Source organism: Thalassobacillus sp. CUG 92003, assembly GCF_013618635.1.
In the GTDB taxonomy this organism is placed as follows: domain Bacteria; phylum Bacillota; class Bacilli; order Bacillales; family Halobacillaceae; genus CUG-92003.
The window spans coordinates 176,681-194,556 of sequence record NZ_JABLSJ010000005.1; the positions used below are offsets into that span (position 1 = coordinate 176,681).

Sequence of the window (17,876 nt, forward strand, 5' to 3'; positions counted from 1 at the left end):
TAGTATCTATTTTTAACACCAGGTCATAATTTAAATTGACACACTCACACCGGATTGATACGCTTAATAGAATAGTTAGTTCGTAATAGGGGTAATGTAATTATATCCCATTGTTCTCAGCTAAGAGAGGAGCTTTTTATGCAAGAATTACACTCATTTGGATGGTATGCAAAGCATTTGAAGAAGTACTTACCCAAATATGTTTTTAAACCGGTCCCGTCTCGTCTATGGGGTGGCCTTGCTTACTTGTTGATTACAATAGCTGGCTTTTTAACCATAGGATTGTTGGAACTGCATCCGTTGTTCTACCTTCCGATTTCACTTATTTTAGGAGCGAGCTTTGCGGGGTTGGGATTTTTAGGACATGAAATTCTGCATGGCACTGTCATACGTAAAGCGTGGCTCAGAGATTTATTGGGAGCCTTGGCTTTTTGGCCGCTTAGCACGGGTCCAAAACTGTGGAGAAAATGGCATAATATGAATCACCATGTCCACACTCAGCACGAAGAAGAGAAAGACCCCGATGCTTGGCCGACGTTAGAAAAATTATCAAAGTTGAAATTGTTTCGCTGGATCTACAAACTTCCATTTAGAGTAAGGTCATTCTTTGGTTTTGCATCGCTTGCTATTCAATTCACAGCCCATTCATTGAAAATGTTCATGGTTTATATAAAGGACTTCAAGCCAAAGAAACAACCTGAAGTGTGGCTGCAAGCTGTTCTTCCTTGGGCAACCTGGCTAAGTCTATTATGGTTTATGGGTTTTGAGAATTGGGTGTTTGCCTTTCTCATTCCATTATTGATCGCAAACACGATTGTGATGGGGTATATTTCGACAAATCATCGCTTAAACCCATTGACGCCTGTGAATGACCCATTAGCCAACAGTCTTACAGTAACCGTTCCAAAATGGGTTGACGTAATCCATTTCAATTTCTCTTATCATACTGAACACCACTTATTCCCGGCAATGAGTCCAAAATATTACCCTATGGTTAAACGCTATGTAAAAGAATTGTGGCCGGAACGCTATCATGAAATGGCCATGTCGAAGGCTCTTCATGCACTGTGGACGACGCCGCGTGTCTATTTTGAGAACAATAACCTTGTTGACCCGCTTCGCGGTAAGTTGTATGGTTCCTTAGGAAATGGATTAAATCAACGAAGTTTCAAATTGAAACGGCTCAATCTGCAAAATAAATAATTTAATATAGCCTGATCATTAGAAGCCTCCTTCGGTACTGATTCGAGGTCACACGTGAAACTCTCTAATCGTACCCAGGGGGCTTTTTATGTCATACGATTGTGAAAACCAGAATCGCTTAACGGGGCATCATTAAGAGATTGGGATATAGGTTATAGGTGAAGATTCCACAAAAAAGCGTTCTTTGCTATTCGAGCTGAGGCCGTGCCCGTGGAAAACGGCGTGTTTTGACGGAGCGGTCATTGAACATCTCCCTTAAACAAAAAATCCGAACATTTCAACTAAATGTTCGGATTTTTTGTGTTCTATTGTTTATTTGGCGAGGGCAGGTTTTGGTGAAGCCAAATCCTGCAGGTGCGGCAGTTTGCTCAAATCCATATTCCCACCGCTTACCACAACTCCACAGTTCCGGCCCTTGATCGACCGAGCGTGATATCTGACTGCAGCCAGTGCTACAGCACCAGCGCCTTCTACTAATGTTTTATCTCGTTCCAATAAACGAATCATCGTCTCGGCTACTTGTTGATCATTCACCGTTAAGATGCCATCTACATATTTTTTTATCATAGGGAGCGTCAATTGACCAGGTTGCTTGACTGCAATGCCATCTGCGATCGTGTTAACAGACGATAGAATCTCCGGGCCATTGTGGTAATAAGCATTTCGCATGGGTTTGGCACCTTCAGCCTGAACACCAATTACTTGAATGTCTGGCTTCAGTTGTTTTGCCGCAGCTGCCATCCCGCTTATGAGGCCGCCTCCTCCGATAGGAACAATCAGCGTGTCCAAATCGGGCTGTTCTGTCAGCATTTCCATTGCAACCGTTCCTTGTCCCGTCATCACCTCATAATCATCAAATGGATGTACGAACGTCGCTCCACTTGATTTTTGTTCATGAACAGCAGCTTGATAGGCTTCCTGAAAAGATTCGCCTGTGAGAACAATTTGTGCGCCATAGCCTTCTGTGGCTTCTGTTTTCGCTTTTGGCGTGTGAGCAGGCATAAAGATCTTGGCTGAAATACCGCGTTTAGCAGCTGCAAGAGCGACGCCTTGGGCATGATTGCCTGCAGATGCGGCAATCACCCCGCGAGAAGCTTCAAGTGAAGAGAGCTTAGCAATTTTATAGCTGGCTCCTCGCACTTTAAAGGCTCCGGTTTTTTGTTCATTTTCCATTTTCAAAAATAATTGTTTTTTGGTTTCATTGTTCAGCGTACTGGATGTTTTGAGTGGGGTGCGATGGATGATCCCTTTTAACTGTGCCATTGCACCCCTTACTTCTGTTAACGATACGTAATTCCCAACGTCTTCACTCCCTATAGTGGTTTTATGCTTTCGAGTTTTCAAAAGCATTTATTTTTTCTTCGAACGTAAGCGTGACAGCAATTTCGTCCCAGCCATTTAAAAGCATCTCTTTTTGATAGGAAGGGATGTCAAACGTAGCATGCCAGCCATTCTCATCTTTTACAGTTTGTTCGGGCAGATCAACAGATAGAGTATAGTTTGTCTCTTCTGCTTTTTTAATCATTGCCTGGGTTTCTTCTGAAGTTAATTGAATCGGCAGAATGCCATTTTTAACACAATTATTATAAAAAATGTCTGCAAAACTCGGCGCGATTACGACTTTAAATCCATAATCCTGAATAGCCCACGGGGCGTGTTCTCTAGAAGAACCACAACCGAAATTCTCACCGCCCACAAGTATAGATGCTCCTTCATACTTAGGGTTATTCAATGAGAAATCATCACGGGGGGTCCCATCCTCATAGAAACGCCAGTTATAAAATAAGAATTGACCAAACCCTTGCCGTTCGATGCGTTTTAAAAATTGTTTCGGAATAATTTGATCTGTATCAACGTTTGCGCGATTCAGGGGATAGACTAAACCTTCATGTTTAATGATCGCTTCCATTTCTCACCCTCCTACTGCAGCTGTGAATTTTCTTACGTCCACAAAATAACCTTCGATTGCAGCAGCCGCAGCCATTTCCGGACTGACAAGGTGGGTTCTTGCGCCGTTCCCTTGCCGTCCTTCAAAATTACGATTGGATGTTGAAGCACACCGTTCTCCCGGCGGGACAATATCATCATTCATGGCCAAACACATGCTGCATCCTGCATCTCGCCATTCAAAACCAGCCGTTTTAAAAATGACGTCCAAGCCTTCTTTCTCAGCTGCATCCTTAACACTTTGAGACCCTGGGACAACAAGAGCTTGAATGTCACCGCTGACCTGTTTCCCTTTTACGATATCGGCAGCTTTACGAAGGTCACTTAATCGCGAGTTCGTACATGATCCGATGAATACATGTTCGATAGGAATCGATTGGATCGCCTGTTCTGGTTCTAAATCCATATAAATGAGTGCTCTTTCCACTTCATCTTTGTCATTTGGGTTGTCATAGTCTGCCGGATTCGGTACAGAGCCATTGACAGGCACACATTGAGAGGGGTTTGTTCCCCATGTTACCTGAGGCTCAACTTCGTTTGCGTCAATTTCAACGACTGCGTCATATTGAGCCCCCTCATCTGTGGCAAGGTTCAGCCACTCAGCAGCAGCTTCGTCAAACGCAGCCCCTCCAGGCACGTGGCGTTTCCCTTTCAAGTAGTCAACGGTTATATTATCCGGGCTGATCAATCCTGCCCGTGCTCCAGCTTCAATTGACATATTGCAAATGGTCATCCGTTCTTCCATTGATAAGGAATGGATAGCATCGCCAGTATATTCCATCACATACCCACTTCCGAAACGCACACCGTATTTCGCGATGATCGCCAAAATTAAATCTTTTGACGTCACACCGGTCCCTAGCTCGCCATTAACGTGGACCTGCAGCGTTTTCGGCGTTTCTTGCCATAGTGATTGCGTTGCTAGAACATGCTCCACTTCGCTCGTGCCTATTCCAAAAGCTAACGCGCCGAATGCCCCGTGTGTGGAGGTATGGCTGTCTCCGCATACAATGGTTTTTCCAGGCTGAGTCAATCCCAGCTCTGGACCGATGACGTGGACAATGCCCTGATCCGGATGATGAATATCGGCTAACGGAATATTAAATTCTGTACAGTTATCTTTCAATGTTTCCATTTGTTTTTTAGAAACAGCATCCTTGATAATATGACGTTCCCTCGTTGGAACATTATGATCCATCGTAGCATACGTGTTTTCAGGTCTTCTCACGTTCCGATTGCTCATGCGAAGCCCTTCAAATGCTTGGGGGGAAGTCACTTCATGGATCAGATGCAAATCAATATAAAGTAGATCGGGTTTATTCTCCTCCTGATGGACCACATGCTGTTCCCAGATTTTATCGATGATTGTTTTAGGCTGTGCCATCTTTCCCCTCCTCATCTCGTGTTAAGCATAACAACGCATGATGTTATGCGTGGCATCCTGTGAGCTAATATGCTCCACGACTTTCTTAGTCATTTCTGTAGTACCGATGCTAACCCCATCTTTCACATCCAAGTCAGAGGTATGATAGCCTGCTTCGACTACTTCACGTACCGCTGTTTCTACTTCTTGGGCTTCCTCATTCATATCAAATGAATGCTTAAGCATCATAGCAGCAGACAATATCATGGCTAGCGGGTTGGCTTTATTATGGCCAGCAATATCTGGAGCGGAGCCGTGCACGGGCTCATACAAGCCTACTCCATCTGCCCGCACGCTCGCAGATGGGAGCATGCCGAGCGACCCGGTTAACACGGATGCTTCGTCACTCAAGATATCTCCAAACATATTCTCAGTTACAATGACATCGAAGTAACCCGGCTGGGTGATAAGTTTCATGGCAGCTGCATCCACCAACATATGCTCAACGGACACATCAGGATAAGACGCTTTTTTCTCTTCTACGACTTCCCGCCACAACTGGCTCGAAGCCAGAACATTTGCTTTATCTACTGAAGTCAGCCGCTTGTGTCGCACTTGAGCACTTTCGAACGCTTTCTCTACGATGCGCTCAATTTCACTTCTCGAATAAGCAAGCGTGTCAACTACCGTTTCCCCGTCAGCGCTTCGTCCGCTAGGTTCCCCAAAATATAAACCGCCCGTCAATTCACGAACGATAAGAAGATCGCTGTTTTCGACCACTTCTTCCTTTAAGGGGGAGGCATCCAACAAGTTTTTGAAGCCTTTCACAGGTCGAAGGTTGGCAAACAACCCAAGTTCCTTCCGGATTCCTAAGAGACCTTTCTCTGGTCGTAAATGAGGAGGATTCTGATCCCATTGTGGTCCTCCGACCGCACCTAATAATACGGCATCAGCATTGTGACAAGCAGCTACGGTCTCTTCAGGAAGCGGCGTCCCTTCAGAATCAATCGCTTCTCCCCCAATTTTCTGGGTATCGAAAGAAAAAGAATGATTATACCGCTCTGCTACGGCATTTAATACTTGGCAGGCACCCTTCATGACTTCTTGGCCAATACCATCTCCTGGAAGCAAGACGATACGCTTATCCATTCTCATTCCTCCTTATAGTTGAGCTTCCTTGGTGGTTTCTTCATACGCTTGCTCTTTAGCTATGACGCGATTGACAGCATTAAGGAATGCCCGAGCTGAGGCTTCAAGAACATCTTGAGCTGAGCCTCGACCTGCTGCCGGACTTCCGTTCACGGTCAATTGAACATGAACTTCCGCTAAAGCATCACGCCCTTTTCCTATCGAACTTAATTGGTAATCCTGCAGGTGCACCTGTTCATGGATGAGACCATCGAGCGTGTTATAAATCGCTTCTACGCTTCCTTGTCCTGTATTGGCCATCTCTTTACGTTCCCCGTCCGGCAACGTAAGAGCAATTGTAGCTGTCGGTAGATTATAAGAGCCATACTGAACTTGGAACGATTGCAGTTCATATTTCTTAGCATCTTTATTCTCTGTTTGCGTATCAGTCAAAATGGCAAATAAATCTTCATCGGTGACTTCTTTTTTCTTCGCAGTCAAATCTTTGAATTTCACAAATGCCTGTTTCAACCGTTCTTCATTCAAATCAAAACCTAACGTTTCTACTTTTTGATTAAATGCGTGACGACCGGAATGTTTGCCAAGAACAAGATGGTTGGAATCTACCCCCACCATTTCAGGTGTAATAATTTCATAGGTGGTCGATTCCTTGAGGACCCCATCCTGGTGAATACCAGACTCATGAGCAAACGCATTGCGCCCGACGACCGCCTTATTACCTGGCACCATCATGCCCGTCAGCTTACTGACCAAATCGCTCGTTCGCTTGATTTCCCGCAGATTTAAACGTGTCGTGTATGGGTAACGGTCGCTACGGATAGCAAGAGCAACAGCTATTTCTTCGAGTGCAGCGTTACCTGCCCGCTCCCCGATGCCGTTTATGGTTCCTTCAATTTGTTCTGCGCCGTTTTCAATGGCGGTCAGAGAATTGGATACGGCCATGCCTAGATCATTGTGGCAATGGGCCGATAGCGTGACGTCGTGAATATTAGGCACATTTTCTTTAACGTAACGGAACATGTAACCATATTCTTTAGGCGTGGTATACCCTACCGTATCAGGCAAGTTGATGACAGAAGCTCCTGCTTTAATAACTTCTTCAATAATGTGAACGAGAAAATCCAGGTCGGTTCTGCATGCATCCTCTGCTGACCATTGGACGTGCGGGAATTTTTCCTTAGCATACGTGACCGCTTCAACCGCCGTCGCAACAACTTCATCAGGAGTCTTTTTTAATTTGTGTGTCATATGAACGGGAGAGGTAGCAAGAAAGATGTGAAGACGAGGCTCCACACCTCCTTTTAAAGCCTCCCATGCTGAATCGATATCTTTCTTACTCGCCCTTGCCAGTCCGGTCACGGAGCAATTTTTGATGGTGTTGGCAATTTCCTGGACTGATTCAAATTCTGCTGGTGAAGAAGCGGGGAAACCCGCTTCCATCCGATCTACGCCAAACCGTTCCAGCTGCTTAGCAATTTCGACCTTTTCCAGTCGATTCAAATTGACACCAGCTGATTGTTCTCCGTCGCGCAGTGTCGTGTCAAAAACTTTAACGTGAGACATTTCTGACCACATCCTTTTCTTTTTCAGAGGCAGGCTGCTCAACAAATGGCATCAAGCTACGCAATTCACGGCCCACTGCTTCAATTTGATGCTTGCTTTCTCTGGCGTTAACGGCATTGAACTCCGGACGATTTGCTTGGTTTTCCAAGATCCAACCTTTGGCGAAACGCCCAGTCTGAATATCTTCAAGCACTTCTTTCATACGTGCTTTCGTTTCGTCGTTAACGACTTTTGGTCCCGATACGAAATCACCCCACTGGGCAGTATCAGAAATGGAATAACGCATGTTTTCCAAGCCGCCTTCATACATCAGGTCGACGATTAATTTCAACTCGTGGAGGCACTCAAAGTAAGCTACTTCTGGTTGATAACCTGCGTCAGTCAGCGTTTCAAAACCTGCTTTCACCAGATTGGAAAGTCCACCGCACAAGACAGCCTGCTCACCAAACAAATCGGTTTCTGTTTCTTCCTGGAAGCTCGTTTCCAGTACACCGGCTCTCCCGGCGCCAATTCCTTTCGCGTAAGCTAGCGCAATTTCTTTCGCTTCTCCGCTCACATTTTGTTCAACACCGATAAGAGCTGGTACCCCGGCACCGTCAGTAAACGTCCTGCGCACAAGATGCCCCGGCCCTTTTGGAGCAACTAAGAAAACATCAACATCACTCGGAGGTACAACTTGATCAAAGTGGACGTTAAACCCATGGGCGAATGCAATAGCTGCCCCCGGCTTCAAGTTGGGCTTGATATGCTCTTCATAAATCTTTGGCTGATGTTCATCTGGAAGCAGTACCATAACTACATCTGATTCAGCAACTGCTTCTGCCACGGTATTGACCTCGATTCCGTCCCGTTCTGCTTTATCCCACGATTTGCCTTTACGCAACCCGACTACAACGTTATGGCCACTCTCTTTAAGGTTTTGAGCATGAGCATGCCCCTGGGAACCGTATCCGATGACGGCCACTTTTTTGTTTTTTAGAACCTCATCCTGAATGTCGTTATGATAAAGTACGTCTGCCATGTTTTATCTTCCTTTCCTTTAGTTATTTGAGTAGTGAATAAGATTTCATATCCGTAACTTGCGGTTGATTGCCTCTAGGGAAGGCTGTTAATCCTGTTCGTGCTAATTCTTTTATTCCGTATGGGCGAAGCAGTTCAATCAACGCATCGACCTTATCGGATTTTCCTGTAACCTGGACGGTCATGCTGTCCTTGCTTACATCAATAATTGTTGAGCGGAATGGTTCAATAATACCTTGGATTTCACTGCGCAATTGTGGATTGCTTATGACTTTCACCATAGCCAGTTCTCTCGCTACGATGGCTTTGTCGGTAATATCCGATACCTTTAATACATCGATTTGTTTATTCAGCTGCTTCGTTAATTGTTCCAGCTTTTGTTCATCACTTACATCCACAACGAATGTCATTTTGGAAACACCTTCTGTTTCCGTACGCCCGACCGAAATACTTTCAATGTTAAATTGTCTTTTAGATAATAATCCGGTTACCCGGTTCAGCACTCCGCTGCGATTTTGAACCGTCGCAGTTATAATTCGCTTCATGTTGGTCTCACCCCGATCATTTCATGCATGCCTTTGCCAGGCGCAATCATTGGATACACATTCTCTTCTTGAAGGACGCGGCAATCAACGACAGCCGGTTCATCATTAGCCAAAATATCAGGCAAAATCGCTTCTACCTGTTTTTGAGTCTCAATTTTGTAGCCCTTCAAATTGTAACTGTCTGCCAGTTTAATAAAGTCTGGCTGGACCCCCATCAACGACTCAGAGTAACGCTTCTCATAAAACGATTCCTGCCATTGCCGTACCATTCCGAGCGCTTCGTTATTCACGATAATGATTTTGACAGGCAACCCTCTTTCTTGAAGAATCGAGAGCTCCTGCATCGTCATTTGGAAGCCGCCATCTCCGACAATCGCTACGACAGTTCCTTCAGGCTTAGCTAACTGAGCTCCAATTGCTGCCGGGAACCCGTAGCCCATCGTTCCAAGCCCCCCTGAAGTTACCCAGCGATTCGGCTTATTAAATGTGTAATACTGTGCGGCCCACATTTGATGCTGACCAACATCAGTCGTCACGACGGCATCTCCATTTGTATACTCATGCACTTTCTGAAGTAACCATTGCGGCACCAATTTTTCTTCCGGTTGCTCGTGCCATAGTGGATAATCATCTTTATTCTTTTGGATAAGATCGAGCCATTCTTGATGGTCTTTCATCGTTAGGTTCTGTCGATTCAATTCGGCCAGTGACGCTTTCGCATCTGCTACGATCGGAATCTGCGTGGGGACGTTTTTGCCGATTTCAGCAGGATCAATATCGATGTGAGCGACTTTAGCCTTCGGCGCAAAGTATTTTAAATTACCTGTCAGCCGGTCATCAAAACGAGCCCCAATGTTAATCAACAGGTCACATTCATATAACGCCATATTGGCAGCATATCGTCCGTGCATGCCAGCCATCCCCAGTGATAGATCATCATTGCCCGGGAAGGATCCCAGACCAAGCAACGTATTCGTCACGGGAATTTGGTGGGTGCAGGCAAATTTCCTCAACTCTTCCGATCCCTCAGCGTGAATGACACCTGAGCCTGCTAATATAACTGGTTTTTCAGCTTGAGAGATGGCATCGATCAATTTATTAATCTGGAGCGGATTGGGTTTGAAATTAGGTTGATACCCTGGCAAATGAAATTCGGTTTCCACCTTCGCTTCTGAAACGGTCGAAGAAATATCTTTTGGAATATCGACTACGACCGGGCCGGGACGTCCAGTGGAAGCGATGTGAAAAGCCTCTTTAACAATTCTCGGCAGTTCTTCAATGTTCTGAATTTGGTAATTGTGCTTCGTAATTGGTGTGGTGATTCCCATCACATCAGATTCTTGAAAAGCATCTGTGCCAATCACACTCTTGGCGACCTGCCCAGTAAATACCACTAACGGAAGTGAATCCATCATGGCGTCCGCAATCCCAGTCACCAAATTCGTAGCACCCGGTCCTGAGGTCCCGACAACGACGCCTGGTCGTCCGGAAATCCGTGCGTATCCCTCAGCAGCATGGACTGCACCTTGTTCATGACGCGGAAGAATATGAGTGAATGCTTCTTTGGCCCGGTATATTGCGTCGTACACGGGGAGCACTGCTCCTCCAGGGTACCCGAATAAGGTATCTACACCTTCATCGATTAGAGCTTCGACTAATAGATCCGCACCTGTTTTGACATGCTGTTGGGCTTTAACCTCCGGCTTAGCTTCTAGCTTCATGTTTAATCCCTCCTAGTTTTGCAGATAATGATGTGCTTCGTTCCCATAAAAAAACCTGTACACGCCTCTCGTATCCCATACTGAAACAGGGACAAAAGAGGGGTGAACAGGTTCCACGGTACCACCCTCGTTTGCAACACCTTCACAGGCGCTGCCTTATGAGGCTCTGCGTAAAAAGCAGAGTCTCTTTTGATAACAGGTGTTCGATAACACCTGGCCCGACCTAGTGGGATCTCCTTTCGGCCAGACACTCAGGGACGATGTCAGAAAAGGTGTAATTCCGGGCTTCCAGCAACCCCGGCTCTCTGGAAATACACAAATCTTTTCCTTTATTCCCGTCAACGATTTAAATGATTGCGGATTATTTTCATTGTTCGTGTTTCAGCTTACTTGCACACTGTCGTTTACTGGATAAACTTTCACACCATCTGTTGGCGTGATTTTTCTAAATTCGTTCAGCAAATAATCAGTAGTCTCACCTGGTGTACCATCACCTATAGCGCGTTTATCTACTTCTACAACTGCAATGACCTCAGCTGCAGTGCCGGTCAAGAACACTTCATCTGCCACGTACACATCGTGGCGTGTGAAAGGTTCTTCTTTAACTTCATAGCCATGATCGCGTGCTAGATCAATTATGGCATTGCGCGTGATACCTTCTAATGCACCGAGATAAACAGGCGGCGTATACAGTAAACCATTTTTTACGATGAATATGTTATCTGCGGATCCTTCTGTCACATATCCTTGATCATTCAGCATCAACGCTTCATCTACACCTGCTTGGTTCGCTTCCATCTTCACCAGAATGTTATTTAAATAATTCAATGATTTCACTTGAGGAGGCAAAACATCTGGGCGATTTCTTCTGCTTGCCACTGAGGCAAGTCGGACTCCTCGTTCATATAACTCTTTAGGGAAAAGAGCGAGTGCTTCAGCTATGACAACCACTCTAGGTTTAGAACAACTAGCAGGGTCGAGTCCTAGATTACCTGCCCCGCGTGAGACAACCACGCGGATGTATGCCGATTCCAATTGATTTTTCTTAACTGTTTCCGCAATAATGTCTTTCAACTCCTCTTTTGAATAAGGAACATCAAGCATGATCGATTTAGCGGAATCATAAAGCCTGTTAAGATGTTCTTCAAGTTTGAAGATATTGCCTTCATAGGCACGAATGCCTTCGAACACCCCGTCTCCGTATAAAAACCCATGATCATAAACGGATACGACGGCTTCATTTTTATCGACGTATTCACCGCTCAGGAAAATATACTGGCTGTTCATCTTAAGCACTCCCCTCTTTTGTGTATTAATGTTTAAAACGACTAAAGAACCATTTTAAAATAGTAAGCCCGAGTAATATTTGTACCTATAAGATTACTGGGCCGACCCAAAAATCATCGTCATTCGTACTTACGTAGTTGCTGCCCCTCAACGATTAAGAGCAACACTGAATAAGTTTGATTGACGACTACTTTAACCTGTTTCTCACAGGAGGTCAACAGGTTATTTTGTAGTTTTCTGATAGTTTCGATTATTCAGTTATATCGGAAAGCGTTTACATAGTTGGTATTACAAACTTTATGCCTTCAAACTTTCCTATAAAGAAAATAAAGAAAAAAAATGCGCTGAACCGGTGTTCAGCGCATGTTCAAAAGATATACAGCGTACAAATTAAAAAAGCCCGATCGACGCCCCAACGTTATTTTTATCTTTTTGAATGTATTCATCATGGAACGGGATTAAACTGATAATATGTAAATGTCGTAATCAGCTGGGTATGTGATCTAAAAATCCTCAGGTACTTCTTCCATCGTCAACAGGTCTTCATATTCTTGTTGGCAAGTCTGATAAATGTCGTTGTTTTGTTCAGGTCCTGTTCCATTTCCCATACACATCACACGCTCCACCACGGCTTCTTCAACATCATTCATTGCGTAATTTTCGGTTTCATTTTCGGGCACAAACGATCCTTTGTTATATTTTTGCCTGAAATTAGCTAATGCTTGGTTTTCTTCGCTGTTTAATGTCCGATCATTTTCGTTTGCTTCCTCGATAGTCGAGACCAAACGTGTTGCTTCCTCTTGTAACTCCTCATGGACTACCGTATTTTTTTCAGTTTCAGGTTCATCGTTCGTGCACGCAGTCAATAGCAAACCGACCATTACCCCCAGCAGGAATTGTTTCACTGAACCCCTCCCGTAAAATGTTTACACATGTAAAAAATCTTAATTTAATTATACATAAATTGCCACATTATGAAAAGGTTTTCATATTAAATAACCTCTCGGCTTTACCAAAAAAAGTGAACGTTACCGCTCACTTCCTTCTAAAGTGTTCCGAGTATTCTGTAATAGTTTATCCCCCTGGCTAATAAATGCACGCATGTTCTCTGAAGGAACAAGATTGCCTCCGGTAGCCCAGGCTATATGCGTTGCTCGATCAATATGAACGTTTAACGTTTTCTGCTTAAGCACATGATGCTTCAAGAGTTGAATAGGACCGTATAAACCAGCTAAAGCTGAAGGCTCCAAGGTCAGTGCTTCAGTTCGGTATAATTGAGAAAGTAACTTGAAGAGCTCCTCGTCTTCTACTGTATAGATACCTGTAACAAGATGTTTGACTGCAGGAACCGCAAATTTGGAGGACCTTCCGACAGCCAGACCGTCGGCATCTGTTTGGTTATCAATACCGAAATCCTGTACGGACACCCGGTGAAATTGCCGTGTCATTAAACCTAGCAAGACAGAGGGTGAATGAGTGGGTTCAGCGAATACACAATGGACAGCATCTCCAAATATTTGTTTGAGTCCGTAGGTGACACCCCCTGGACCTCCACCTACTCCGCATGGGAGATAGACGATCAATGGGTGCTCCATGTCTACGGTTATCCCTTTATGATCAAGTTGCCTCTTTAATTCAAGTGCAGCTACGGCATAACCAATGAACAGGTCTCTCGAGTCTTCATCATCAACAAAGTAACAATTTTCTTGTGCTTGACACCATAACCGACCATTCTTAACAGCTACACTAAAGTCTGCTGTATATTCCGTGACGACTGCACCATAACTGCGTAGAAGATCTTTCTTCCATTGCTTTGCATCACTTGACATGTGTACAGTGACATTGAATCCGATTTTAGCACTTAATATGCCAATACTGAGGCCTAAATTTCCCGTAGACCCAACCGCGATGGAATAACCAGAAAAAAACTCACGAACCTCCTCGTCATAGAGCCTGTCGTAAGAATCCCCTTCTTTCAAAAGCCCATTGGCTAAGGCGAGTTTCTCTGTGTATTTAATGATTTCATAGAAGCCGCCCCTTGCTTTTATCGATCCCGCAATCGGCAACGCATTGTCGCATTTCAGCAGCAGTGAACCTGGAATCTTCATGTTATACGTTGTTTCAAGTTCTCGTTTCATCTCGGCAATTTCTACTAAGGGAGACTCAATATTTCCTTGTTCCAAGTCAGCTTCTGGGAATGCCACTTTGAAAAATGGCGCGAAACGCTGGAATAGTTTTTCAGCGGCATAAATTTCGTCCAATGCAATTGGCAGGCTATCTGAAATTTGCTGATAAGGTAATAATCGTCCATTTTGCCAAGACACCTCTTCCATCGCCATCATTCTTTCTAGGAGGGGGTAAGACTGAACCCAATCCTCTTTAGTTTTTCCAGCAATTAGATGATTCATGAAGTCCCTCCTCTTTCTTAATTTTATTTATGTTAGTTTCTCTCAATACTGAATAAATCATAAGCACTATTTTATATAGATTACCGAAACTCATTCGGACAAGTTGAAAAAAAAACATTAAAAATGTCGTATATAATCACGATTTCATTAGGAAATTTCTCAATTTTTAACAATTATGGAACGTGCTATAATAATAAACAACACGATATAGTTGGAAAATTCAAAAAAAGTGGGTGATGACTATTCGTTTTAGGTAAAAACAAAAAAATGAGGTGAACAAGGTGAAAAAAATCGCTTTAACAGTTGGTTTGGCCCTGTTTTCGTCCTCTTTGTTCCATGCTAGTGCTTTCGCCAGTTCAGATGAGCAAACGTCGCAACAAATGAGAATGCTTGTGCAATCAGATGAAGCAGACAAACTGCAGCATGCCAAAGACATGTTTGATGTGCGTTGGGATTTTGGAGACCATGGCTTTTCGGCCGACCTTAGCATTTCTCAACTAAAGAACCTGCAGAATCAACATGCGTTAACAATCACTGCAATCGATCGCATCAATATGAAACATGCCACTAGCAATCCGACCATTCCCAGCCTGCAAGAGACTGCAGCACCACTTCGGATTGTCACTTTATCCACAGGTATTGACCGTCATGATTTGACGCTCACAGGATTCATTGAGCAATGTAAAGATTTCAGTAAGGCTTGGCCCCCTGTACAAGATGGGGCTTGCCAAGATCAGCATGGTGCTGGTACGCTCTCGGTAAATAGATTACAGCAGAACCTCCAGGACAGCTCAGCTATTGACGTATCTGCCAGTAAACTATGGGTATATAAAGTATCTGATTCGAGCGGGTACAGTTACATGGATGATCTTGCAGCAGCAATTTACTTTGCCTCAACTGAAGCCGCCAACACAGAATTCACTGTTCTGTTATCCTCTTCACTCGATTACTTTCCCCCCCACCCACTGCTTACTGAAGCTATTGAAGAAGCAACGCGGCAAGGCGTTTTATTTACAAAGACAGACGCTCAGCCAACGGGAGCAGCAGGCACTTCTGTGACGACTGGTTCTAATCATTCAATTCAAGACTCACCGAGCCAATTATCGCCTTTCCATGACCCGAACCAAGTCAGTCAGACGTTATCCAACACGGCTACGCAAGGGTTTCCTGTACCGACTCAAGCAACAAATAAATCATATCACGGCGCATTTCTTATTATTGGACTCGCTTTTTCCATCCTATCAGGGGGGTCAGGTGTTTTTCACGATATTATGTTCAGTGAATTACTACAATTCTCAAAAAGCCTTACCTCTATGACTGACGACCCGCTCATTACTCAAGCATTATTGCTACTCCTGGCTACCTTCTTCGTCAAATCAAAAAAGAAATAGAAATAGAATGTGTATCTAACTATCATGTTTTTTAGGGGGGTTCATATGAAAGTTGGAGATATTATCAAACATTACCGTATTCAACAAAAAATGACTCAACACGAATTATCTTCTGCCATATGCTCCATTACCTATTTAAGTAAACTTGAGAACAATAAACTCGTCCCTAGTGAAGAAATTCTGGCCTTAATCTGTTCTCGCTTACAATTAAGTCTAGAAAAGCTTTATCAAGCAGAAGACATTAAATTGAAAGAAGAATTATTTCAATTCTACAAATACACCCAACTTAAACATACAGAGGAAGCGGCCAAGCTTTATGACAAATTATCAGCTATTTTCAATGAAGCACATCAAAGCATAAGTATGGAATTGTATTTCGATCTTTTTTCAAGTTATTATCAGTTTGCCACTGATCCATCCCCTGATATATGGGAACAAATAGAAAGACTCAATGGAAAAGAGAAAATGATGAATCATGAACAAAAATATCTTCACCTAAAATTAAAGGGCACGTTTTATTACCATCAACAAGACTTATGCCTAACCATCCGCTATTTAACCGAAGCTGTCGAATACGCAAAAGAGTTAGACATTAACGAAGGAGACATATTTTATAAGATCTCTCTCACTTACAGTCGCTTAAATAGGCTGACACGTTCAAATTCCTATGCTGAAAAAGCAATCCACATTTTTCAACAGGATCTGGATTTCGAGAAGGTGATCGATTGCTACATGGTGATGGGAATCAATTATAATTTACTGGGTGAATACCATTTTTGCGAAGAATATCTTCACAAAATCGAAGCTATTTCACCTAAATTTTCTACACCTGTATTGCAAGTATCCTTATATCATAATTTTGGTTATTGTTTCTATAACCAGGAAAAATTCGAGTTGGCTTTAAGCTATTTGGATAAGTGTTTGCAAGTTCCCAATGTAAGCGAAAAAGAGACATTGAATTCACTCTATTTGATGAGTAAAATCTATCTTAAAAAAGAGCAAAAGGAGACAGCCAGCACGTTCATCACAAAAGGATTCAAAATTGCCAACCATAACCAAGATCAGTCTTATATCTATAAGTTTCGCGTATTGATTCATGAGTTGGAGGAAGATGAGAGCTCTGATGAATTAGAAACACTCCTCTCATTAGAAGTTATTCCCTATTTCAAAAAGTATGGTGATCGTGACGATTATGACTACTATGTAAAATTACTCGCAGACACCTACTATAATAATCACAAATATAAATTAGCTTCTAATTATTACAGGCTCGTCATATACTGATATAAAGGAGGGGTTAACGATGAAAAAATTATCAGTATTATTGATGGGCGGAATCCTGGCTCTAGCGTTTTGTTTTAATGTCGTTAATTTCGATCAATCAGAGTTTGCAAATGACGCAAAATACCCAGGGTTTGACAGCGTAGAAGATACATTTTAGATGCAAGGGTTCAAAAAAAGACGCCTAAAGGGTGTCTTTTTTTGATAATAGGGGGGGGAGATAGTGCCTATAGATAGGATAACAATTAAGCCGTAATCTATCTATCAATTTTAAGCCACTATCGAAGAGAGCCCAACTGTTCGAGAACGAGAGGAAGACGATAGTGCCGGGCGAATTATTTTGCCTTATCAATTTTCCTATTGTAGAGATGGATATCTATAACTTCCTTCCTGCTTATAATTACTATGTCCCCCATTCCGATCAATCCCATTTTCAATTGGCGTCATCTTTTTCCATAACAGCCTTAACATGCTCTAAATGATGCTGATCTTCTTTTTTAATGATTTTTTTAATAAGCGGCTTTAGCATATAATTGCGGAAGCCCTTTGTCATCAGTTCACCTGTAAAATCGATTTTTGTCCCCACGGTGGTTTCGAGAAATGCATAATGATAGATGACTTCAATGCCGCTTTGTTCACTGCGCACTGTATATTTTTTATTAGGTTCATAGCTCACCACTTCTATGACAGCAGATGCTTTACGTCCACGGATTTCACGCGTTTCTTTAAATTGGAATCCTTCCCTGACCGGACCTTCTGTCAATGCTTCTACCTCTATGACATTCTCCATAAATTGTGGACTGTTCGTAAAGTCGGTCATCCTCTCAAAACAAACAGACAACGGTTGCTTAATGACCACTTGTTCCTCAAGAAACGGCACTGTATCCCCTCCAACCCTAAATATTTTAGCCACTCCTAAAATTCTTTGTTTACGCCCGTCATCCCTGCTTCGGTCATAAATCATTCACTAGTTTCGCATACAAATGCTGCCTTCTTAT

Annotated in this window: 16 protein-coding genes; 4 read left to right on the top strand and 12 right to left on the bottom strand. The window is 43.3% G+C overall.

Annotated features, from left to right (window positions below; all coding sequences use genetic code 11):
• The first annotated feature begins 138 nt into the window (after positions 1–138).
• Positions 139–1,203, top strand: a complete 1,065-nt coding sequence (gene desB / locus HOP45_RS09695) for a Delta(10) desaturase DesB (protein ID WP_181349079.1) — start codon at positions 139–141, stop codon at positions 1,201–1,203.
• 312 nt (positions 1,204–1,515) lie between these two features.
• Here the strand turns inward: desB and ilvA are convergent, their stop codons facing one another.
• The 11 genes from ilvA to HOP45_RS09750 all read right to left on the bottom strand — a co-directional run bounded on the left by ilvA (position 1,516) and on the right by HOP45_RS09750 (position 14,206).
• The gene (gene ilvA / locus HOP45_RS09700; RefSeq protein ID WP_181349080.1) at positions 1,516–2,466 is read right to left on the bottom strand and encodes a threonine ammonia-lyase; all 951 of its coding nucleotides are present in this window, start codon (positions 2,464–2,466) and stop codon (positions 1,516–1,518) included.
• Between the two features lie 61 nt (positions 2,467–2,527).
• Positions 2,528–3,112 carry a 3-isopropylmalate dehydratase small subunit gene (leuD, locus tag HOP45_RS09705; protein WP_181349081.1) on the bottom strand — a complete coding sequence of 195 codons (585 nt, stop codon included), beginning with the start codon at positions 3,110–3,112 and terminating at the stop codon, positions 2,528–2,530.
• Between the two features lie 3 nt (positions 3,113–3,115).
• On the bottom strand, positions 3,116–4,534 hold the full coding sequence (gene leuC / locus HOP45_RS09710) for a 3-isopropylmalate dehydratase large subunit (RefSeq protein WP_181349082.1): 1,419 nt from the start codon (positions 4,532–4,534) through the stop codon (positions 3,116–3,118).
• Positions 4,535–4,555: 21 nt separating this feature from the next.
• Complete coding sequence (leuB, locus tag HOP45_RS09715) at positions 4,556–5,662, bottom strand: 3-isopropylmalate dehydrogenase (RefSeq protein ID WP_181349083.1); 1,107 nt, start codon at positions 5,660–5,662, stop codon at positions 4,556–4,558.
• Positions 5,663–5,674: 12 nt separating this feature from the next.
• The gene (locus HOP45_RS09720) at positions 5,675–7,225 is read right to left on the bottom strand and encodes a 2-isopropylmalate synthase (RefSeq protein ID WP_181349084.1); all 1,551 of its coding nucleotides are present in this window, start codon (positions 7,223–7,225) and stop codon (positions 5,675–5,677) included.
• A complete protein-coding gene (gene ilvC / locus HOP45_RS09725) occupies positions 7,212–8,246 on the bottom strand; it encodes a ketol-acid reductoisomerase (RefSeq protein WP_181349085.1) in 1,035 nt (344 codons plus the stop codon). Before ilvC ends, HOP45_RS09720 begins: the two co-directional genes overlap by 14 nt.
• 22 nt (positions 8,247–8,268) lie before the next feature.
• Complete coding sequence (gene ilvN / locus HOP45_RS09730; RefSeq protein WP_181349086.1) at positions 8,269–8,790, bottom strand: acetolactate synthase small subunit; 522 nt, start codon at positions 8,788–8,790, stop codon at positions 8,269–8,271.
• Positions 8,787–10,511 carry an acetolactate synthase large subunit gene (gene ilvB, locus HOP45_RS09735; protein WP_181349087.1) on the bottom strand — a complete coding sequence of 575 codons (1,725 nt, stop codon included), beginning with the start codon at positions 10,509–10,511 and terminating at the stop codon, positions 8,787–8,789. Before ilvB ends, ilvN begins: the two co-directional genes overlap by 4 nt.
• A 381-nt stretch (positions 10,512–10,892) precedes the next feature.
• On the bottom strand, positions 10,893–11,798 hold the full coding sequence (gene ilvE / locus HOP45_RS09740) for a branched-chain-amino-acid transaminase (protein WP_181349088.1): 906 nt from the start codon (positions 11,796–11,798) through the stop codon (positions 10,893–10,895).
• Between the two features lie 503 nt (positions 11,799–12,301).
• On the bottom strand, positions 12,302–12,703 hold the full coding sequence (locus HOP45_RS09745; protein ID WP_181349089.1) for a hypothetical protein: 402 nt from the start codon (positions 12,701–12,703) through the stop codon (positions 12,302–12,304).
• Between the two features lie 123 nt (positions 12,704–12,826).
• Positions 12,827–14,206 carry a D-serine ammonia-lyase gene (locus tag HOP45_RS09750; protein ID WP_181349090.1) on the bottom strand — a complete coding sequence of 460 codons (1,380 nt, stop codon included), beginning with the start codon at positions 14,204–14,206 and terminating at the stop codon, positions 12,827–12,829.
• 281 nt (positions 14,207–14,487) lie between these two features.
• Here HOP45_RS09750 and HOP45_RS09755 point away from each other — a divergent pair, with 281 nt between their 5' ends.
• Genes HOP45_RS09755 through HOP45_RS09765 form a run of 3 tightly spaced genes read left to right on the top strand, consistent with a single transcriptional unit; the run spans position 14,488 to position 17,038 of the window.
• The gene (locus tag HOP45_RS09755) at positions 14,488–15,597 is read left to right on the top strand and encodes a S8/S53 family peptidase (protein WP_181349091.1); all 1,110 of its coding nucleotides are present in this window, start codon (positions 14,488–14,490) and stop codon (positions 15,595–15,597) included.
• Between the two features lie 45 nt (positions 15,598–15,642).
• Positions 15,643–16,881, top strand: coding sequence for a helix-turn-helix domain-containing protein (locus HOP45_RS09760; protein WP_181349092.1), 1,239 nt, complete (start codon positions 15,643–15,645; stop codon positions 16,879–16,881).
• Between the two features lie 19 nt (positions 16,882–16,900).
• The gene (locus tag HOP45_RS09765; RefSeq protein WP_181349093.1) at positions 16,901–17,038 is read left to right on the top strand and encodes a hypothetical protein; all 138 of its coding nucleotides are present in this window, start codon (positions 16,901–16,903) and stop codon (positions 17,036–17,038) included.
• A 273-nt stretch (positions 17,039–17,311) separates the two neighbouring features.
• On the opposite strand, the gene HOP45_RS09770 is transcribed toward HOP45_RS09765, so the two are convergent.
• A complete protein-coding gene (locus HOP45_RS09770; protein WP_181349094.1) occupies positions 17,312–17,758 on the bottom strand; it encodes an SRPBCC family protein in 447 nt (148 codons plus the stop codon).
• Between the last annotated feature and the right edge of the window lie 118 nt (positions 17,759–17,876).